The organism is Streptomyces sp. CRN 30 (assembly GCF_034105845.1).
The window spans coordinates 1-17,647 of sequence record NZ_JAVRHI010000506.1; the positions used below are offsets into that span (position 1 = coordinate 1).

14 protein-coding genes and 3 pseudogenes are annotated in these 17,647 nt (G+C 71.1%); 9 read left to right on the forward strand and 8 right to left on the reverse strand.

Features of this window, described 5'->3' with window-relative positions:
• A partial coding sequence (locus UW392_RS57375) for a hypothetical protein (RefSeq protein WP_320783450.1) occupies window positions 1-231 on the forward strand: 231 nt, incomplete at its 5' end.
• A 174-nt stretch (window positions 232-405) separates the two neighbouring features.
• Here the strand turns inward: UW392_RS57375 and UW392_RS57380 are convergent.
• Together UW392_RS57380 and UW392_RS57385 are read right to left on the reverse strand one after the other, a co-directional pair.
• Entirely contained in the window at window positions 406-1,482 is a 1,077-nt protein-coding gene (locus UW392_RS57380; protein ID WP_320783451.1) for a saccharopine dehydrogenase NADP-binding domain-containing protein, read from the reverse strand.
• Between the two features lie 56 nt (window positions 1,483-1,538).
• Window positions 1,539-2,471, reverse strand: a complete 933-nt coding sequence (locus UW392_RS57385; protein ID WP_320783452.1) for an NADP-dependent oxidoreductase — start codon at window positions 2,469-2,471, stop codon at window positions 1,539-1,541.
• 115 nt (window positions 2,472-2,586) lie between these two features.
• On the opposite strand from UW392_RS57385, the gene UW392_RS57390 reads away from it, so the two are divergent.
• Both UW392_RS57390 and UW392_RS57395 read left to right on the forward strand, forming a co-directional pair.
• The gene (locus UW392_RS57390; RefSeq protein ID WP_320783453.1) at window positions 2,587-3,207 is read left to right on the forward strand and encodes a helix-turn-helix domain-containing protein; all 621 of its coding nucleotides are present in this window, start codon (window positions 2,587-2,589) and stop codon (window positions 3,205-3,207) included.
• A gap of 293 nt (window positions 3,208-3,500) precedes the next feature.
• Window positions 3,501-3,713: pseudogene (locus UW392_RS57395) on the forward strand (DUF1295 domain-containing protein); the annotation flags it as partial.
• 126 nt (window positions 3,714-3,839) lie between these two features.
• Here the strand turns inward: UW392_RS57395 and UW392_RS57400 are convergent.
• Together UW392_RS57400 and UW392_RS57405 are read right to left on the reverse strand one after the other, a co-directional pair.
• Window positions 3,840-5,462, reverse strand: coding sequence for an MFS transporter (locus tag UW392_RS57400; RefSeq protein WP_320783454.1), 1,623 nt, complete (start codon window positions 5,460-5,462; stop codon window positions 3,840-3,842).
• 172 nt (window positions 5,463-5,634) lie between these two features.
• Window positions 5,635-6,312: a TetR/AcrR family transcriptional regulator gene (locus UW392_RS57405; RefSeq protein ID WP_320783455.1), complete on the reverse strand. Its 678-nt coding sequence runs from the start codon at window positions 6,310-6,312 to the stop codon at window positions 5,635-5,637.
• Between the two features lie 445 nt (window positions 6,313-6,757).
• Here UW392_RS57405 and UW392_RS57410 point away from each other — a divergent pair, with 445 nt between their 5' ends.
• Window positions 6,758-7,519 carry a winged helix-turn-helix domain-containing protein gene (locus UW392_RS57410; RefSeq protein WP_320783456.1) on the forward strand — a complete coding sequence of 254 codons (762 nt, stop codon included), beginning with the start codon at window positions 6,758-6,760 and terminating at the stop codon, window positions 7,517-7,519.
• A 96-nt stretch (window positions 7,520-7,615) separates the two neighbouring features.
• On the opposite strand, the gene UW392_RS57415 is transcribed toward UW392_RS57410, so the two are convergent.
• Entirely contained in the window at window positions 7,616-9,037 is a 1,422-nt protein-coding gene (locus UW392_RS57415; protein WP_320783457.1) for a non-reducing end alpha-L-arabinofuranosidase family hydrolase, read from the reverse strand.
• 551 nt (window positions 9,038-9,588) lie between these two features.
• Between UW392_RS57415 and UW392_RS57420 the strand changes: the two genes are divergently transcribed.
• Entirely contained in the window at window positions 9,589-11,019 is a 1,431-nt protein-coding gene (locus UW392_RS57420) for an endo-1,4-beta-xylanase (protein ID WP_320783458.1), read from the forward strand.
• Between the two features lie 42 nt (window positions 11,020-11,061).
• On the opposite strand, the gene UW392_RS57425 is transcribed toward UW392_RS57420, so the two are convergent.
• Complete coding sequence (locus UW392_RS57425; protein ID WP_320783459.1) at window positions 11,062-11,436, reverse strand: hypothetical protein; 375 nt, start codon at window positions 11,434-11,436, stop codon at window positions 11,062-11,064.
• On the opposite strand from UW392_RS57425, the gene UW392_RS57430 reads away from it, so the two are divergent.
• Both UW392_RS57430 and UW392_RS57435 read left to right on the forward strand, forming a co-directional pair.
• Window positions 11,429-11,716: a hypothetical protein gene (locus UW392_RS57430; RefSeq protein WP_320783460.1), complete on the forward strand. Its 288-nt coding sequence runs from the start codon at window positions 11,429-11,431 to the stop codon at window positions 11,714-11,716. The genes UW392_RS57425 and UW392_RS57430 overlap by 8 nt on opposite strands.
• A 111-nt stretch (window positions 11,717-11,827) precedes the next feature.
• On the forward strand, window positions 11,828-12,736 hold the full coding sequence (locus UW392_RS57435) for a zinc-binding alcohol dehydrogenase family protein (RefSeq protein WP_320783461.1): 909 nt from the start codon (window positions 11,828-11,830) through the stop codon (window positions 12,734-12,736).
• Between the two features lie 31 nt (window positions 12,737-12,767).
• On the opposite strand, the pseudogene UW392_RS57440 reads toward UW392_RS57435, so the two are convergent.
• A pseudogene (locus UW392_RS57440) lies at window positions 12,768-13,280 on the reverse strand (ZIP family metal transporter); the annotation flags it as partial.
• A 167-nt stretch (window positions 13,281-13,447) separates the two neighbouring features.
• Here UW392_RS57440 and UW392_RS57445 point away from each other — a divergent pair.
• Window positions 13,448-14,800: an ABC transporter substrate-binding protein gene (locus tag UW392_RS57445; RefSeq protein ID WP_320783462.1), complete on the forward strand. Its 1,353-nt coding sequence runs from the start codon at window positions 13,448-13,450 to the stop codon at window positions 14,798-14,800.
• Between the two features lie 60 nt (window positions 14,801-14,860).
• Here the strand turns inward: UW392_RS57445 and UW392_RS57450 are convergent.
• Window positions 14,861-14,965, reverse strand: a pseudogene (locus UW392_RS57450) (amidohydrolase); the annotation flags it as partial.
• Between the two features lie 535 nt (window positions 14,966-15,500).
• Between UW392_RS57450 and UW392_RS57455 the strand changes: the two are divergent.
• Window positions 15,501-17,294, forward strand: coding sequence for an ATP-binding cassette domain-containing protein (locus tag UW392_RS57455; RefSeq protein ID WP_320783463.1), 1,794 nt, complete (start codon window positions 15,501-15,503; stop codon window positions 17,292-17,294).
• Window positions 17,295-17,647: the final 353 nt, after the last annotated feature.

A 17,647-nucleotide genomic window follows, 5' to 3' on the forward strand; every position in this document is an offset into this window, starting at 1 on the left:
CAGAACCAGGGCAACTCCACCCCGGCCCGCGCGAGCGCCGCGCCGTCCATGAACCTGCCGTTCGCCTCGTCGGACATCGCGAGCATAGGCGCGTACGTCGACGAGTACGACGCCCTCAGCGGCGACGACTACCTCGCCCGCGGCACCAAGAACTTCGCCGGTAACGGCAGGTACACCCTGTCCTCCGAAGACGGCAGCGTGGACATCGACATCACCGTCACCGACCTCTGAGGCCCACTGGGCAAGCCGGGCCGGGACCGCGCGGCCCCGGTGAGCGGGTGGCCCGCCTGCTCACCGGGGCAGCCGGCGCCGGTCCTGGTGCTCCAGTTCGTCAAGGACCCGGTGCTCCAGTTCGTCGAGGACCCGCCGGTCCTGACACGTGACCGGCTTCGGCGGGCGGGCCGGTCACGTGTCAGGGCCGGCCGGGCCGGGCAGCAGGTATGCGGCGCCGCACGATACGGCGAGGGCAGGGCCGAAGAGGGCGGCCGGGGTGTACGCGCCGGGTCGGCCCTCACCGGCCAGCAGCCGCCGGGCGGTCTCCGCGGACACCGCTCCGGTGAACTCCTGCGCGTCGCCCAGGCGCAGCCAGCCCTCTCGGATCTCCCCGTCCGCCCAGGTGACGACGGCGTGCCCCCAGGAGTGGTCACGCGGCCGTTCCTTCGCCTTGACGCGTACCCGTGCGAGGCGGCGCGTGGTGAACGACCGCAGTCGCTCCCACCGCATGAGCGTGCTCACGGCCGGCATCATCGCCCGGACGACGGGCGAGGAAGGTGCCTCGCTGGACGCCGACAGGACATGGCGGGCGCCGCTCGCCCGGTGAGCCGCGAGGAGTTCGCCCAACGGCATGCTCGCCGTGGTCACCTGCGATCCGTCCGGCAGGGTGAGACGCACCGCGTCGCTGAAGATCCGGGCGGGTGCCGGACGGCCGTCGGTGATCCGACGGCCTTCGAGGGCGCCCAAGAGGGAGCCGATCAGGGCTTCGCCGGCAGTGCCTGCCGTCATCGCCATCGAGGGCACCATGTCCACCCGGACTTCAAGCGGTGCGGGACGGCCCGCGCACAGCTTCACCACGACGCTCTCGGTGGCGGTCACTCCGAACCCGGCGCCGGTGACCAGCGTGTGCCCCGCCCCGACGGCCGCGTCGTGCGTCTCGAACGCGGCGGTGAGCGCCGTGACGTCGTTCGCCAGGTCGATGTAATGGCTGCCCGCTCCACGGCAGGCGTCGACGACGTCGGGGGCCGTCGCCGTGAACGGCCCGACCGTGTTGATGACCACGCCGGGCCGTTGCCGCCGTACCTCCGACGCGGCGGCGGCAAGGGAAGGAGCCGGCAGCGTCTCGCTGCCGGTCCGCTCCGCCGCGGCGCGCAGGCGGTTCTCGTCCCGGCCGACGAGGACGGCCGGCAGGCCGCGCAGGGCGAGCTGCGCCGCGATGGTACGGCCGCTGCGCCCGGTGCCGCCGAGTATCCAGATCTGTGCACCCATGCGATGAGCTCCTGTAGTGGGGGAAGCCGAAGCCGGCGGTCGGCCGGAGGCGAGCGTCAGCCGGTCGTGATGATGAGCTTGCCGCCCCTGGGTGTGCCGTCGCGCTCCAGTTCGGTGAGCGCCTCGATGGCCTGGCCGAGCGGCACCGTGCGGGCGATCGGCACCCGCAGGGCGCCCTCTCCGGCGGCGTGCGCGACCTCATCGAGGTCTTCCGGCACGGCCTGGGCGACCAGGACGCGGAAGGGGCCCGGCAGAGCGGCCCTCACGAACGCCGCGGGCGTGGGGTGGAGGCCGACGACACGCCCGCCCGGCTTGAGCATCTGCCTCGCCTCTTTGCCGGACAGCGTGTGGGCGGTGTCGAGGACGATGTCGAATCGCCCGCTGAGCGCCCCCGGGTCGAAGCCGAACCCGACGATCGGGTCGATGCCGAGGTCGCGGGCGTCCTGCACGGCGGTGGCACGGCAACTGCCCGCCACGAGAGCGCCGCGCGCCAGGGCGATCTGAGCGGCGGCCCGGCCGACTCCGCCGAGGCAGCCGTTGATGAACACGTGCTGCCCAGGCTGTAGTTCGCCCTTCTTGGTCAGGGCCTGGAAGGCGGTGAGCCCTACGGTCGGAAGGGCGGCGGCCTCCCCGAAGGAGAGGTTCGCGGGCTTGTGCACGACCGCCTTCTCGTCGGCGACGACCACGTCGCCGAAGGCCCCCGACGCCTTGATCGATGCTCCGCCGAGCACTTCGTCACCGATCCGGAGCCGGGTGACACCCGGTCCGACCGCCTCGACGACGCCCGCGAAATCGTGGCCCAGCCCACGGGGGAAGGTCCGTCCGGTCACCATCTTCATGGCGCCGGCGCGGAGCCCCCGGTCCATCGGATTGGCCGCCGCGGCCCGTACGCGGACCAGTACCTGACCGCTCCTGGGCCGGGCCGGCTCGAACTCCTCCAGCCGCATGACTTCGGGGCCGCCGTACTGGTGGTACTGGATCCGCCGCATAACCGCCTCCACAAGTGATGTCATTCGATGACATCACTCTAGCACTGCTGATGTCACTAGGTGACATCACGCGAGCGACGGCAGGTCACCGGACGGCCTCGCCTACACTCGCGGCATGGGACGGTGGGAACCTGGGGCCAGGGAGCGACTGCGCGAGGCCGCGCTGGAACTGTTCACGGACCGCGGCTACGAGCAGACGACGGTGGCCGACATCGCCCAGCGCGCCGGCGTCACCGCCCGTACCTTCTTCCGGCACTTCGCCGACAAGCGCGAGGTGCTGTTCGACGGCTCGGCCGACCTGGCGAAGCAGGTGCGGGACGTCGTGGAGACGACGCCCCCGACGGCGTCGGCGCTGGACGTCGTCGCCGCCGTACTCGACGCCATTGCCCGGCTCACGGGCGACGACCGCGAACGCGCGCGGGCACGCCAGGCGGTCATCACGGCCAACACCGATCTCCGCGAACGCGAGCTGATCAAACAGGCGGCCCTGACAGCCGCGCTCACCGACGCCCTGCGGCAGCGAGATGTCGCCGACACCGAGGCCGGCCTGGCCGCCGAGATCGGCAGCGCCGTGTTCCGCGTCGCCTTCAGCCAATGGGGCCACGCCACCGACGGCCGCGACCTGCGGGACGTCGTCCGCGAGACCCTGACCCGCCTTCGCCTCCTCACCTCTGCCGAGACCGGCCGGCCCGCCCGCGGCGGAGTCGGCAACGGCTCGATCACCGACCACGCCTGATCGGCCGGTCCCGGGCGACAGATCGCGAACCGACGCGAAACCGCAGGCAGCGGTGACCGGGACCCCGTCGTGCCCGTCCCTGTCGAACCCCGGTCGCCGGCCGGCCGCAAGGCCGTCAGCCGGTCGCGGAACCGGGCGGGCGCCGCAGTACCCCGTCGACACCCCGTCGACCCGGCGTGGCACCGGGTAAGAACTCCTCCGGTTCCGTGCGCAGGGCCGTCTCCGCCCCCGGCAGGATCCACGGGCAGGTGATCAGCTCGTCGAGCGGGATTCGGGTGCGTGCCGCGAGCGGGTACCCGCTGCGCACGGTGTACCTGCTCCAGGACGCACTGGTGTGGCTCCTGTCGCTGCCTGTCCAGACCGCCCAGTACACGGCCGCGCCGCTCGGCCCGCTCGACGTGGCGGGAGCCCTGCTGTGGGCGGCCGGGCCGGCCTTCGAAGCCGGCGGTGACCACCAACTCGCCCGCTGCAAGGCCGATTCCCGCAACCGAGGCCGGGTCATGGACGACCGGCCGGTGAGGCACTTCGTTCTACGAGGGGCCCGCGGCCCGCGACTCACCCGGCTGATCCGGGCGGCGCCCCGGCGGCGACCGTCGGGACGACTCCTTCGACGGGGCCGTCGACGACTCGCCCTACGCCCGGTCGGGCTCGGCGGGCTCCGCCTTCCGCGCGCCGGTGCTCGGTGCGTCGGACGCGTGCGGGTCGGCGGTGCGGCGACGGCCGGGCAGGACCGCGAGGACGATCAGCGTACCGGCGGTCATGATGATGCCGCCGACGAGGCTGGTCCGTGCGACCGCGTGGGCGAAGGACTCGTGGACCGCGCCGACGAGGGCCTGTGCCTGCCGGGCCCCGCCGGCCGGGTCGGCCGCCACCTGCCGGGCGACCGCCAGTCCGCCGCCCACCGAGTCCTGCGCGGTGTCCAGCGCGGCGGCCGGGAGGCTGTCGCCGACCAGGCCGGCCAGCTTGTCCCGGTAGCCCGTGCCGAGCAGCGAACCGAGGACCGCGATACCGAGGGCACCGCCCAGTTCCAGCGCGGTGTCGTTGGCGCCGCCGCCCACCCCCAGCTCGCTCTCGGGGAAGGAACCCATGATCGTGTCCGTGGCCGGGGACACGCTCAGCCCGATCGCGAAGCCCAGCAGGAGCAGCGGCGCCAGGAAGTCACCGTAGGCCGAGTCCGCGTCGATCCGCGTGAGCAGGAAGACGGCCGCGGTACCGACCAGCATGCCGGTGACGACCATTATCTTGATGCCCAGCCTCGGGGCCAGCCTGCCGGTGGCAGCGGCGCCCACGAAGACCGCCCCGGCCAGCGGCAGCAGGCGCACGCCGGTCTCCAGCGGGCCGTAGCCGAGGACGAACTGCAGGTACTGGGTGGCGTAGTAGAGGGCGCCGAACGTGCCGAAGAAGAAGAACAGCACCGCGAGCATGGAGCCGCTGAACGGGCGCTGCGCGAACCTGCGCACGTTCAGCATGGGGTGCGGGTGGCGCAGCTCCCAGGCGACGAAGGCCAGCGAGCCGGCTCCGGCGACCACGGCGGCGGTGACCGGGCCGGTGCCCCAGCCGAAGCGCGGGCCCTCGATGGCCGCGTACACCAGGCAGCCGACGGAGACGATGGACAGCAGGCCGCCCACGTAGTCGATGCGTCCCATGCCCGTCGCCTTCGACGGCGGCACCAGCAGCAGCGCGCCGAGCACGGCCGCGACCGCGATGGGGACGTTGATCAGGAAGGTCGAGCCCCAGGCGTGGTCCTCCAGCAGCCAGCCGGCGACCAGCGGGCCGACGGCGATGGCGAGGCCGGACGTGGCGGTCCAGGCGGTGATCGCCCGAGCCCGCTCGGCCCGCGGGAACATGGCGACCAGCAGCGACAGCGTGGCCGGCATGACCACGGCCGCCCCGACGCCCATCACCGCGCGGGCCGTGATCACCAGGGCCGTCTCGTCGACGAGGCTGCCCATGACCGAGCCGGCCGCGAAGACCACCAGCCCGGTGAGGAGGGCGCCGCGGCGGCTGTACTTGTCGCCGATGGAGCCGAGCACGAGCATCAGCGCGGCGTAGGGCACGGTGTACCCGTCGATGACCCACTGCAGGTCGCTGCTGCTGAGCCCCAGATCCCGGGTCATGGCCGGAGCGGCCACGATCAGGGACGTGTTGGCCATGACGACGATCAGCAGGCTCAGGCACAACACCAGCAGAGCCCACCAGCGCCGTGCGTACGGCCCTGACATCTTCTCGACGGGTGTGGTGACAGCGAGGGGCATCGGGGACTCCAGACGGCGGAACCAGTTAATTGCACATCCGTGGGCAGGTTAGTTTGTTGCCCACCGGTGTGCAAATAGTTCGGGACCTGGCCGGTCACGGGCATGCCGAGCAGCGGATACGGGGAGGGAACGGGGAGGGAACGCTACAAGCGAGGCAGGGAGTCTTCGCCGGTCAGCCGGCGTTCGTCGCCTCGGTGTTCGGCGCCTCGGTGTTCGGCGCCTCGTTCGTCGCCTCGGCGAGCGCCGCGTCGACGACGGTCAGCGCCCGCTTCTCCGGTACGCCGGCCGCGATGAGGGTGACGACCGCCACCCGTGTCCCGGCGTCCTCCAGCGCCCCGGAGTTGACCTCCTCCAGCAGGGCGACGGTCATCGCTTCGAGGCCGGCGCTGAGCACGGCAGGAGCCAGGTGCGTGTGGAAGAGACCGTCCCGCTGCCCCCGCCGCAGGATGGCCGTGGCCTCCTCACGGGCCGGCTTGAGAATGCCGGTGACCCGCTCCTCGCCGAGGTCGTGGCGGGCCAGCGACAGCAGCATCCGGTACCGGTCACCGACGGGCCAGATGGACAGCCAGAAGTAGGCCAGGGCGTGATCCGCCGGCGCCGACCGCCGCACCCCGCGCTCGATCGCCGTCCGGAGACTGTCCGAAGCCTCCTCGGCCAGGGCCTCCAGCAGCGCGGCCCGGCCCGGGAAGTGCCCGAACAGGGTGCGCCGTACGACTCCGGCGGCGCGCGCCAACTCCTCCAGGGTGATGTCCGGGTTCCGGCCGAGTTCGCGGCGGGCCGTGGCCAGGATGCGCGCCCGGTTCGAGCGCGCGTTGCGGCGCTGCGGCTCCCGGGCGACGGGCTTGGACACGGACGACTCCGGTGGACGGTGACGCTGGGCGGTGGGCGGTGGGCGGTGGGAGGTAAGCGGGTGAACGCTGGGCGGTGGGCGGGTGAGCGGGACGGCCGACTGGCGGTTTTCCTATTCTGGCATGCCGGGCCCGTCCGCCACCGGGCGCTGACGGGGCCGCGTGGTCGCCGTCGGCCGGATGGCGATCAGCGGCGCCGGTGCTCCGGCCAGGGCGCAGGCCACCGAGGCGCCGGTGAAGACACCGAGTCCGGTCAGGAACGTCCGGCGGTGGCCTACGCGGTCGGCGAGCGCGAGCCCGGCACCGTGGTCGGTCCCGTGGTCGGACCCGTGGTCGGCCCCGTGCGGACGGCGAGGTGCGTTGCTCTCATGGGGGGGGGATCATCGGAGCCGGACGCTTCGTCGTGGGTCGAAGTGTCGAGGTCGTACGCTGTCGTACGCTGCGGTCATGACGAGCGAGCCGCTCAAGCAGCAGACCGACATCGCCCGCGCCGCCGCGCTGATCGCCGACCCGTCGCGGGCCCTGATGCTCAAGTGCCTGGCCGACGGCCGTGTCCTGCCCGCGAGCGCACTGGCCGGCGAGGCGGGTGTCAGCGCCGCCACCGCCAGCGCGCACCTGGCCAAACTGGTCGAGGGAGACTTCGTCACCGTCAGCCGGCAAGGCCGGCACCGCTACTACCGCCTGGCCGGTCCGGACGTCTCCGCCGCCCTGGAGGCCCTCGCGCTGATCGCCCCGCCCCTGCCCGTCACCTCGCTGAAGCAGAGCAACCGCACCAACGCCCTGCACCTCGCCCGCACCTGCTACGACCACCTGGCCGGACAGCTCGGCACCGGCCTGATGGGCGCGTTGCTCGACCGCGGTGTGCTGACCGGTCACGACGGCGTCCACCGCCCCGTGCAGGCCGTACACGACCGTCCCGCCTCCTACGGACGCGACATCCACTACGTCCTCACCGACAGCGGCCGGGCACAGCTCGGCGAACTGGGTGTCGACACCGACCGGCTGCCACCGCGCCGCCCCGCCGTGCGCTACTGCGTCGACTGGAGCGAGCACCGCCACCACCTGGCCGGCGGGCTCGGCGCCGTACTGACGGCCCGGCTGTTCCAACTGGACTGGATCCGCTGGGGCGCGGCGCCGCGCGTGGTCCGGGTGACCGAGGAGGGGGCCGCGGGTCTGGAACGTTCGCTGGGTCTGGTTCTCGCGCGGTAGCCGATGACGGCCGGGGCGGCACACCGGGCGCCGGACCGTGTGCGGGGGTTGCGGGTTCGGCCCCGACCGCCGCGCGGCCGGGGCCGGGATCGGGGGTCAGCGCCGCAGGGTGAGGACGCCCGGCCGCCACGGCAGTTGGTTGTAGTCCCCGCCCGCGGTGGGGGACTTGCCCTGGTAGAGGAACTGCAGGTTGCACGGGTCGACGGTCATGGTCTGGTCGGGGTTGTCGCGGACCAGGTCACCATGGCTGATGTCATTGGTCCAGGTGGCACCGCTGTTGGCCTTGCCCGCGAAGGGGCTGGACTCGCTCGCGGCCTGCGGGGTCCATGAGCCGCTCAGGCTGGAGGCCGTGAAGGAGCGGAAGTAGCGCCCGTTCGCGCCCATCGCCTCGACGATCATGAGGTACTGGTTCTGGCCCTGCACCTTGTAGACCTGTACGGCCTCGAAGAGGTTGGCCTTCGTGTCACTCATGACCGTCGTGTACGACGTGCCGAAGTTGCCCGGGAAGTTACCGATCGGCATGCTCGCGCGGTAGATCTTGCCGTTGTCACCGGCGAAGAAGAGGTACATGTTCTGCCCGTCGGCGATCAGGGTCTGGTCGATCGGGCCGGTGTCGGACCCGGAGATGCTCCCGGTGAACAGCGGCTGCGGAGCGGACCAGCCGTTGGGGTTGGTGGGGTCGCTCGACGTGCGGTAGATGAAGGGCCAGGCACCCCACTGGTAGGCCAGCACCCAGATGTTCTTGGGCGCGAAGTAGAACAGCGTCGGCGCCACCGCGGCCTGGCTCATCCCGCTCTGGCCGGTCGAGGCCATGTCCGACCAGTTGGTGAAGGGGCCGAACATCATCGAGCCGTATGTCGATCCCGACACGTTCGACGCGTAGACCAGGTGCTTGCCGTTGTAGGTCACGGTGGTGAAGTCCTTCACCGCGGCCCATCCGTTCGCCGGCTGCGCCAGCACACCTGTCGAGGACCACTGGTACGCCGAGGGAAGGGAACATGTGCCTCCCGGTGTTCCGGTCAGGCCGGTCCACTTCTGGTTGCTGCCGCCGTTGCACGTCCACATCTGCACCGCCGTACCGTTGGCCGTGCCGGCGCTCGCGGCCTCCAGACACAGCCCGGACTCCACGCCGACGACCGTGCCGTCCGAGTTCACCCGCCACTGCTGGTTGGCGCCGCCGGAACAGGTCCAGATCTGCACCCGGGTACCGGCCGTGGTGGCATGGCCCGGAACGTCCAGGCACATGTTTCCGTACACGGTGAGCTGGTTGGTGTCCGTCAGCGTCCACTGCTGGTTGGTGCCGCCGCTCCAGCAGTCGTAGAGCTGCAACTGGGTGCCGTCGGTCTGTCCGGCGCCCACCACATCGAGACACCGGTTCGAACCCGCGCCACGCAAGGCGCCGCTGGAGACCGCCTGTGCGGGGACGGCGACGAGCAGCGCCGCCAAGGCGGCCAGGGCCGCGACCAGGGCGGCGAGCACCGCGGACGGATGTCCGCGGCCGAAACTACCTCTGTACATGGGGCATCTCCCTCAACCGTGAGCAGACGGTGCCGATGGGTCTCCATGCCTGAAGTGCGCATGACATGTTCGTAATATCGAACATGTGTCGAAGTGTCGAGCGTCTCGCATCTTAGGGACCCGGTGAACGGCGTCAATACCTCCCGCAAGCATCGCGCCTGTCGTCGCAACCTTTCGACGACCTCGGGCGCGACGCGACACGCCGATCTCGCATGGTGCCAGTACGAACCCGCCACGACCCCATGGATCTTGGAGACGCACCACGACGCCCCACCCCGCCGCCCTGGCGGAAGCCGGACTCCAGCAGGTCCGAATGTTTCGGCTTCTGGACCGAATCGTGCGGCAGGGGTTGACGGGGTTTCTGAGCCTCCTATCATCCAGATTGCTCGAAGGGCGGGCCGCCGCGATCGACTCCCCATCGGCACCACCGCAGGTGCCTACGCCGGCCGGACCGCCCGGTCCGGCGACGGCTTCTCCTTGGTGCGGGCGCCCGCACCGGTGCGACTCCGGTTCTTCCGTACGTCTGTACGTCTACCTTGGAGGCAACAGTCATGGGCTCGTACGCCCTTGCGAGATCCGTCGTCCGCGGGAAGCTCCGCGGCCTGCTGCTGACGCTGATCGCCGGCGTCCTCGGTACGGTCGCCGCGCTGGCCGCACCGCCGCCCGCACACGCCGCCGAGAGCACACTCGGTGCCGCCGCGGCGCAGAGCGGTCGCTACTTCGGCACCGCCATCGCCTCGGGCAAGCTGGGCGACTCGGCGTACACGACGATCGCGAACCGTGAGTTCGACTCGGTGACGGCCGAGAACGAGATGAAGATCGACGCGACTGAACCACAACGCGGACAGTTCAACTTCACCGCCGGTGACCGCGTCTACAACTGGGCCGTGCAGAACGGCAAGCAGGTACGCGGTCACACCCTGGCCTGGCACTCCCAGCAGCCCGGCTGGATGCAGAGCCTCAGCGGCAGCACCCTGCGCCAGGCGATGATCGACCACATCAACGGCGTGATGGGCCACTACAAGGGCAAGATCGCCCAGTGGGACGTCGTGAACGAGGCGTTTGCCGACGGCAGTTCGGGCGCCCGGCGCGACTCCAACCTCCAGCGCACCGGCAACGACTGGATCGAGGTCGCCTTCCGCACCGCGCGCGCCGCCGACCCGGCCGCCAAGCTCTGCTACAACGACTACAACGTCGAGGACTGGACCTGGGCCAAGACCCAGGCCATGTACGCCATGGTCCGCGACTTCAAGCAGCGCGGCGTGCCCATCGACTGCGTCGGCTTCCAGTCACACTTCAACAGCGGCAGCCCCTACAACAGCAACTTCCGCACCACCCTGCAGAGCTTCGCCGCCCTCGGCGTCGACGTGGCCGTCACCGAGCTGGACATCCAGGGCGCCTCGGCGACGACCTATGCCAACGTGACCAACGACTGCCTGGCCGTCCCGCGCTGCCTCGGCATCACCGTCTGGGGTGTGCGCGACACGGACTCCTGGCGCTCGGGGGACACACCGCTGCTGTTCAACGGCGACGGCAGCAAGAAGCCCGCCTACACCGCCGTCCTCGACGCGCTCAACGGCGGTACCTCCACGCCCCCCGCGGACGGCGGACAGATCAAGGGCGTCGGTTCGGGCCGCTGTCTGGACGTGCCCGGTTCCAGTACCACCGACGGCACCCAGCTCCAGCTGTGGGACTGCTACAGCGGCACCAACCAGCAGTGGACCTACACCGACGCCGGCGAGCTGAGGGTCTACGGCAACAAGTGCCTGGACGCCGCCGGCACCGGCAACGGCAGCAGAGTGCAGATCTACAGCTGCTGGGGCGGCGACAACCAGAAGTGGCGCCTCGCCTCCGACGGGTCCATCGTCGGCGTCCAGTCCGGCCTCTGCCTCGACGCCGTCGGGAACGGCACCGCCAACGGCACCCTGATCCAGCTCTACTCCTGCTCGAACGGCGGCAACCAGCACTGGACCCGCACGTGACGAGGCCCCACCGACACCGTCGCCGGAGGTGACGAACGGAAATCAGCGGCCACAGGGGTGCGCCGGCATCGTTCCGGTGCCGGCGGACCCCTGTGGCCGCGTCGACGGCGAGGGACGGCTCCGCGTCGAAGAGGCTGCGGGTGGTGCCCGGTGCCCTACTCCGATGATCTGCTGCGCCGCATCGCCGTGGAGGGCTGAACCGAACGCCTTCCCGGCTACGGCTGGGAGTTCCAGCCGGTCCTCACCACCACGCGCGCCTACGAGGACAGTCACCGCTTCCGCCTGACCATCGAGCCGGCCGCCGTCCTCGAACCCGGCTTCGTCCTCGACCGCGAGGCCCTGTAACACGTCCGTGTGCGACCTCAACAGCCGCTTCCACCAGACGGTGATGTCCTGTAGCCGCAACTCGATGTTCATCGACGTCCTGCACCGCGTCGACCGGCCGCGCCGGCTGATCGAATACCGTCGCTCCCTCAGACGCGACCGAGCGATCATCCGGTGCGCCGAACACGTGCGTATCGCCGACCCGCTGCTCGCCGGGGAACGCCCGCGCGCCGCGCGGGCGATGCGCCGCCACCTCGCCAGCGTGAGCGTCGGGAAGGTGCACGAGGAGTACAGCGCACAGCGACACTTGCATACGCGGGTAATCGCTGGGTGTGGACACAGTTGCCGGTCCGGCTGTCCGGGCGTTTCCTGAGGCCACCCGGCCCACGGCGGTCTCCGTACCGTCGCGTCCAGGCCGGGACCCGACCATGTGAGGAGCCCGGCGATGCGCGCCGCCCGTCTGTACCGGTGGAACGAAGCCCCCGTGATCGAAAACGTTCCCGACCCCGGCCCGGCGGGCGCCGGTGAGGTGACCGTCGCCATGGAGGCCGCTGCCGTCACCCACCTCGACCTCACGCTGACGTCCGGCACGTTCGCCTACCGGCCCGGTCTGCCGTTCGTCCCCGGCACCGCCGGGGCCGGCCGGGTCATCGGCGGAGAAGCCGCGCTGAGGGGCCGCCGCGTCCTCGTCCGCGGGGGCGGCGTCGGTCTGGAACGTCCGGGGACCTGGGCCCAGCGGGTGACGGCCCCCGTCACGGCGGTGCGGAAGGTCCCCGAGGACGTCGACGCGGCCCTGGCCGCGACCTGCTACTCACCCATGACGACCGCCTGGGCGGCTGTCGGACCGCTCGGCGCCGTCCAGGAGGGCGAACGGGTCCTGGTCACCGGAGCCTCCGGCGGCGTCGGGTCCCTGGCCGTGCAGTTGGCCGCCCGTGCCAAGGCCCACGTCCTGGCCCTCGTACGGAACGAGAGGCAAGCCGCGGCCGTTCCCGACGGCGCCCACGAGACCCTCATCGGAAGCGGACCCGAGGCCCTGGCCGCGGCAGCCGCCGACGGCGGCATCGACGTCCTGCTGGACACCGTCGGAGGCGACACGCTCCCGACCTTCCTCCCCGCCCTGCGCCCCGGAAGCCGCGCCGTCCTCATCGGCTACGTCGCCGGCCGGACCCTCACCCTCGACCTGCCCGCCCTGCTGGCCAGGGACGTCACCCTGCTGCCCGTGAACATGGTCCGCCGCCAGGTGCCCGACGACGTCTTCCACCGTCTGCTGAGCGCCCTCGGTGACGGCAGCCTGCGACTGAACACCACCACCCACCCCTTCGACGACCTCCCGCGGGCGATCACCGCCCGCACCCACGGCTCCGTGTCCGGCACCCTCGCCGTCACCATGTGACACCGGCTCGCGCGCGCCGGCTCGGCGGAGGTCAGCTGTGGGACAGGGCGAACGACACGAGAAACCCGCACACGGTGATCATCCCGATCGCCAGACGCGCGTCCTCGAACGCCTCGGGGATCATGGTGTCCGCGACCATCGCGAGGATGGCTCCGGCGGCCACCGCCGTCACGGCCGCGATCACGGCCGGGGAGAACGCTCCGACCACCGTGTAACCCAGTACGGCGGAGACCGTGCTCGCCGCCGCGATCGCCGCCCACACCCCGTAGACGTACGCCTTGCTCCGCCCCGCCCGTTTCATCCCCGCCGAGCTGGACAGTCCCTCGGGCACGTTGCTGATGAACACGGCCGCGACCGTCACGAGACTCACCGCACCGCCGTCCAGCAGGCTCACAGGGAGGCCGCCAGTCACCTGTGAGCGGTCTTCGAGGACATCGAGCAGATCCGGTCCCGCTCCCCCGAGCTGTTCGCCTCCGACACCGGGGCGACGCCGGTACGGCGGAACGTCGTCGTGTGGGAGTGACTCCCCCTGTCGGGCTCCCCTGTCGGGCTCCTTGACCATGGTGAGGGGAGCCGGTAGACATGCCGTCACCGAACGTTTACGTGAACATGACGATGGAGGGCCGGGCTCCGGAGCGGGTCATCTGTACGGCGAGGTACGGCGAGGTACTGCGAGATACGGCAAAGTACGGCGACCTGTGGAGTTAGACCATGCGCACATTCCCCCGCCGCCTGCTGGGCGGCACGGCTCTGCTCTGCGTCCTCGCGCTGGGCGCCGGTGGCTGCGGCGACTCCGACAACTCCGACGGCTCCGGTACGGACCGCGCGGCCGTCTCCGAGGCGGACATCGACGCCGCGCTGGAGAAGGGCGGCGACCTCACCGTCTGGGCCTGGGAGCCCACCCTCAAGCAGGTGGCCGCCGACTTCCAGAAGGAACACCCGCGCGTCAAGGTCAGCCTGGTCAACTCGGGCACCGGCGCCGACCAGTACACGGCGCTGCAGAACGCCATATCGGCGAAGAAGGGCGTCCCCGACGTCGCCCAGATCGAGTACTACGCCATGAGCCAGTACGCGCTGGCCGAGCAGCTCACCGATCTCAGGGAGTTCGGCGCCGACAAGTTGTCCGGCCAGTTCTCCGCCGGCCCCTGGAACGGCGTCCGGACCGGCGGGAAGGGCGTCTGGGGCCTGCCGATGGACTCGGGCCCGATGGCCCTCTACTACAACAAGAAGGTGTTCGACACCTACGGCATCGAAGTACCCGCAACGTGGGACGAGTACGTGGACGCCGCCCGCGCCCTGCACAAGGCGAACCCGAAGGCGTACCTCACCAATGACGCCGGTGAGGCCGGCGCCACCACCAGCTTGCTCTGGCAGGCCGGGTCCCGCCCGTACCAGGCCGACGGCACCCACGTGAAGATCGACTTCTCCGACGCGGGAGCCAAGAAGTACACCGACACCTGGCAGAAGCTGCTCGACGAGAAGCTCCTCGCGCCCATCGTCAGCTGGTCCGAGGAGTGGTACAAGGGTCTCGCCGACGGCACCATCGCGACCCTCGCCACCGGCGCCTGGATGCCGGCGAACTTCACCTCCGGTGTGGGGGACGCCGCCGGTGACTGGCGGGTCGCCCCGCTGCCGCAGTGGCAGGCGGGCGCCGACGCCAGCGCGGAGAACGGCGGCAGCGCCCTCTCGCTGCCCGAACTCGGCGGCGACAAGGCCCTCGCCTACGCGTTCGTCCAGTACGCCAACGCCGGTAAGGGTGTGGCCACCCGCGTCGAGAACGGCGCGTTCCCGGCAACCACCGCGCAGCTCTCCTCCAAGGAGTTCCAGGAGGTCGAGTTCCCTTACTTCGGCGGGCAGCGGGCCAACAAGATATTCGCCGAGTCGGCCGCGAAGGTCGCCGATGACTGGTCCTACCTGCCCTACCAGGTGTACGCCAACTCCGTCTTCAACGACACCGTCGGCAAGGCCTACGTATCGGACACCCCACTGAGCGAGGGGTTGCGGATGTGGCAGGACGCCTCCGTCACGTACGGCAAGGAGCAGGGCTTCACGGTCGAGGAGTGACCTGGTGGTGAGTCCTCGGCCACGTCAGCGCGCAGCCCTGCTCCGAGAGCTGCCGTGAACACCGTCGGTGTCGGACAGGTACCACCGGTCTAGCCGTTCGTCGAGGGGGCAGCCGAAGGGGTGCGGGAAGAGCAGCGCCCCGGTCTCGTCGGCCCGCGCCCACAACCGCCGACTCCGAGGACGCGGCGGCACGGCCCCGCCCCGACGCCCTCCGCCGGCCGGGCCGCCCTCGATGTCCCGCCGGGCCCCACGTCTCCCAGGTCCGGCTGCTGTCCCCGCTGCGGCCGTCGTCCATCCGGCGCACGACATCACGGCCCAGACCTCCGGCCGCCCCCGTCACGAAGGCCACCTTGCCGCACCGGCATTCACCCCGGGTCCCACGCAACACCGATCGTTCGCCCCGGCTGACGGTAGTGGACCAGGTCCCGTTTTTCAGCCACCGATGAACTGCCTCTCGTCCTTGCGCGGCAGGGATCGATGCAACGGGCATGAGCGCATGTGCATGCGCACCAAGGATTCCCGGCCCGACCGAAACACGCGTGTTCGACAGCAGGGCCCGCGTCGTTGAGCCCGGTGCCGTGGCCGCCCCCGGCTTCAGACTTCGACGCGAGGAGAGGTTTCGTTGACCGCGACCACCCGATCCGTGCCGCCACCTCCACCGGCAGAGATCACATACTCGGGACAGTACTCCGTCAACCCGATGGGACAGGCCAGTTTCCGGGGTCTGTGCGCGCGACTCCCGTCCGTCCTGGCGCGGATCGCGGGCATGGCCTGGGCGATCGACCGCGGTGCCGTGCTCGTGCTGATCGGCTGTCAGCTCGCGACCGGGGCGGCGGCCGCCGTCCTCCTGACCGCGACAGCCCGTGCCATGACGTCGATCCTCGGGGCCGGAGCCGTGTCGGACCGGCTGCGCGAGGCGCTGCCGGCCCTGGCCGTCGTCGCGGCGGCGAGCGCGGTCACCCGCACCTCCGTGGCCGTCGCCCGGTACGCCGAGCGGCGTGTCACACCGCGGCTGACCACGGCGATGGACACCGCTCTCGTCGAGGCCGTCTGCCGGGTCGAGGCCGCCGCGTATTCGGGGGACGGCTTCTCCGACCGTCAGGAAGCGGCCGAGATGGGCGTGGCCCGCACCCACGTCATGGTCATGGACGCCCAGCGGTTCATGTCCGCTCTGATCAAACTGGTCACCGCGGGCGTCGTCGTCTCCGTCCTGCACCCGCTGATGCTGCCGCTGCTCCTGCTGGCCGTCGCCCCGGCAGGCGTCGGCGCGGTCCTGACCGCCCGGGTCGACTACGAGGTCCACTACGCGAACATCGCCGACCGCAACATCCGCAGCATGACCCGCTGGTGGGCCACCACACCGAAGTACGGTGACGAGGTCCGCGCCAACGGCATGACCGACTACCTGCTGTACTGGTACCGGGCCCTGTCCGAACGGGTCGACCGGCGCACCGTCGCCGCGGCCCCCCGGACGCTGCGGATCGCGCTGTTGGCGTCCCTGGCGGGCGGGACGTTCCTCGCCGCGACCTGGGGGACGCTCGCCTGGCTGACCGTGACCGGGAGGATCGCACCAGCCGTCGCGGCCACCGCGGTGGTGGCCGTGCAGACCACGCTGGCCGCGCTGGCCCAGCTCGTCATCGAGGGCGCCGCCGTCTTCCACACCAGCCTCTACCTCGGCGACATGCGGACGTTCTTCGACGACGCCGCCGCCCGAGCGCCCGAGCGGGGACCCGCGGCGGTGGAAGCGCCGGTGGCGGAGATCCGGCTGGAGGAGGTCGTCTACCAGTACCCCGGCAAGGACCGTCCCGCGGTGGACAACGTCTCCCTGACCCTGCGGCGCGGTGAGATCCTCGCCGTCGTCGGTGTGAACGGCTCGGGCAAGAGCACCCTGACCCGGTTGATCACCGGTATCTACCTCGCCGACAAGGGCAAGGTGACCTGGAACGGTACCGACCTCGCCCAGGCCGACCCGGCTTCCGTCTGGGCGTGCACCGGACTCGTACCGCAGATCTTCGCCCAGTGGCCCCTGCGGGCCCGGGAGAACGTCACCCTCGGCCAGCCCCGCAGCGACGACGACCGTGCGGTGTGGGAGGCAGTGGACGCGGTCGGCATGCGCGAGGCGGTCGAGGAACTCCCCGCCGGCCTCGACACCCTGCTGGCCAGGGAAGTCTTCGGGGGCAGCGAACTCTCCGGCGGTCAATGGCAGCGTCTGGCCTGCTCCCGGGCACTGTACCGGCGCCCCGCGCTGCTGATCCTGGACGAGCCCACGTCACAGATGGATCCTCGTGGCGAGCACGCCGTCTTCGAGCGGATCAAGTCGATCGCGGCGGACCGGATCACCATCGTCGTGACCCACCGGCTGGAGAACACGAAGATCGCCGACCACATCGTCGTCATGGAGCAGGGCCGCCTCACCGAACAGGGCACCTACGACGATCTCGTCCACGCCGGCGGCACCTTCGCCGATCTCCTGCGGCTGTCGCAGGAACGGTGAGGGCCGGCTTCCGGCGACCGTCCTGTCCACCGCGACCCGCGACCCGCAACCCGCAAGGCTGGCCCGCAACCCGCAAGGCTGGCCCGTGACCAGCAGCCGAACCACCGACCCGTACCGCCACCACCCCACCGAACCGCCTGCTGACTGAACGGGATACGGTCCTCCTCAAGACCGCAGTCGGCTCAACCGTGGGTCCTCAGTACCCAAGTGATACGGACGCCGGATGTCACTGGAGGGCCCCGGTGAGGCAGCCCCGGATGTCTGCTGCCAGGACAGTCATCTGCTCGCCGCCCTCATCGCGGCGGTCACCGTGGCCGGGCAGGGCATCACGTCGTGCGCCTTCGACGGATGGC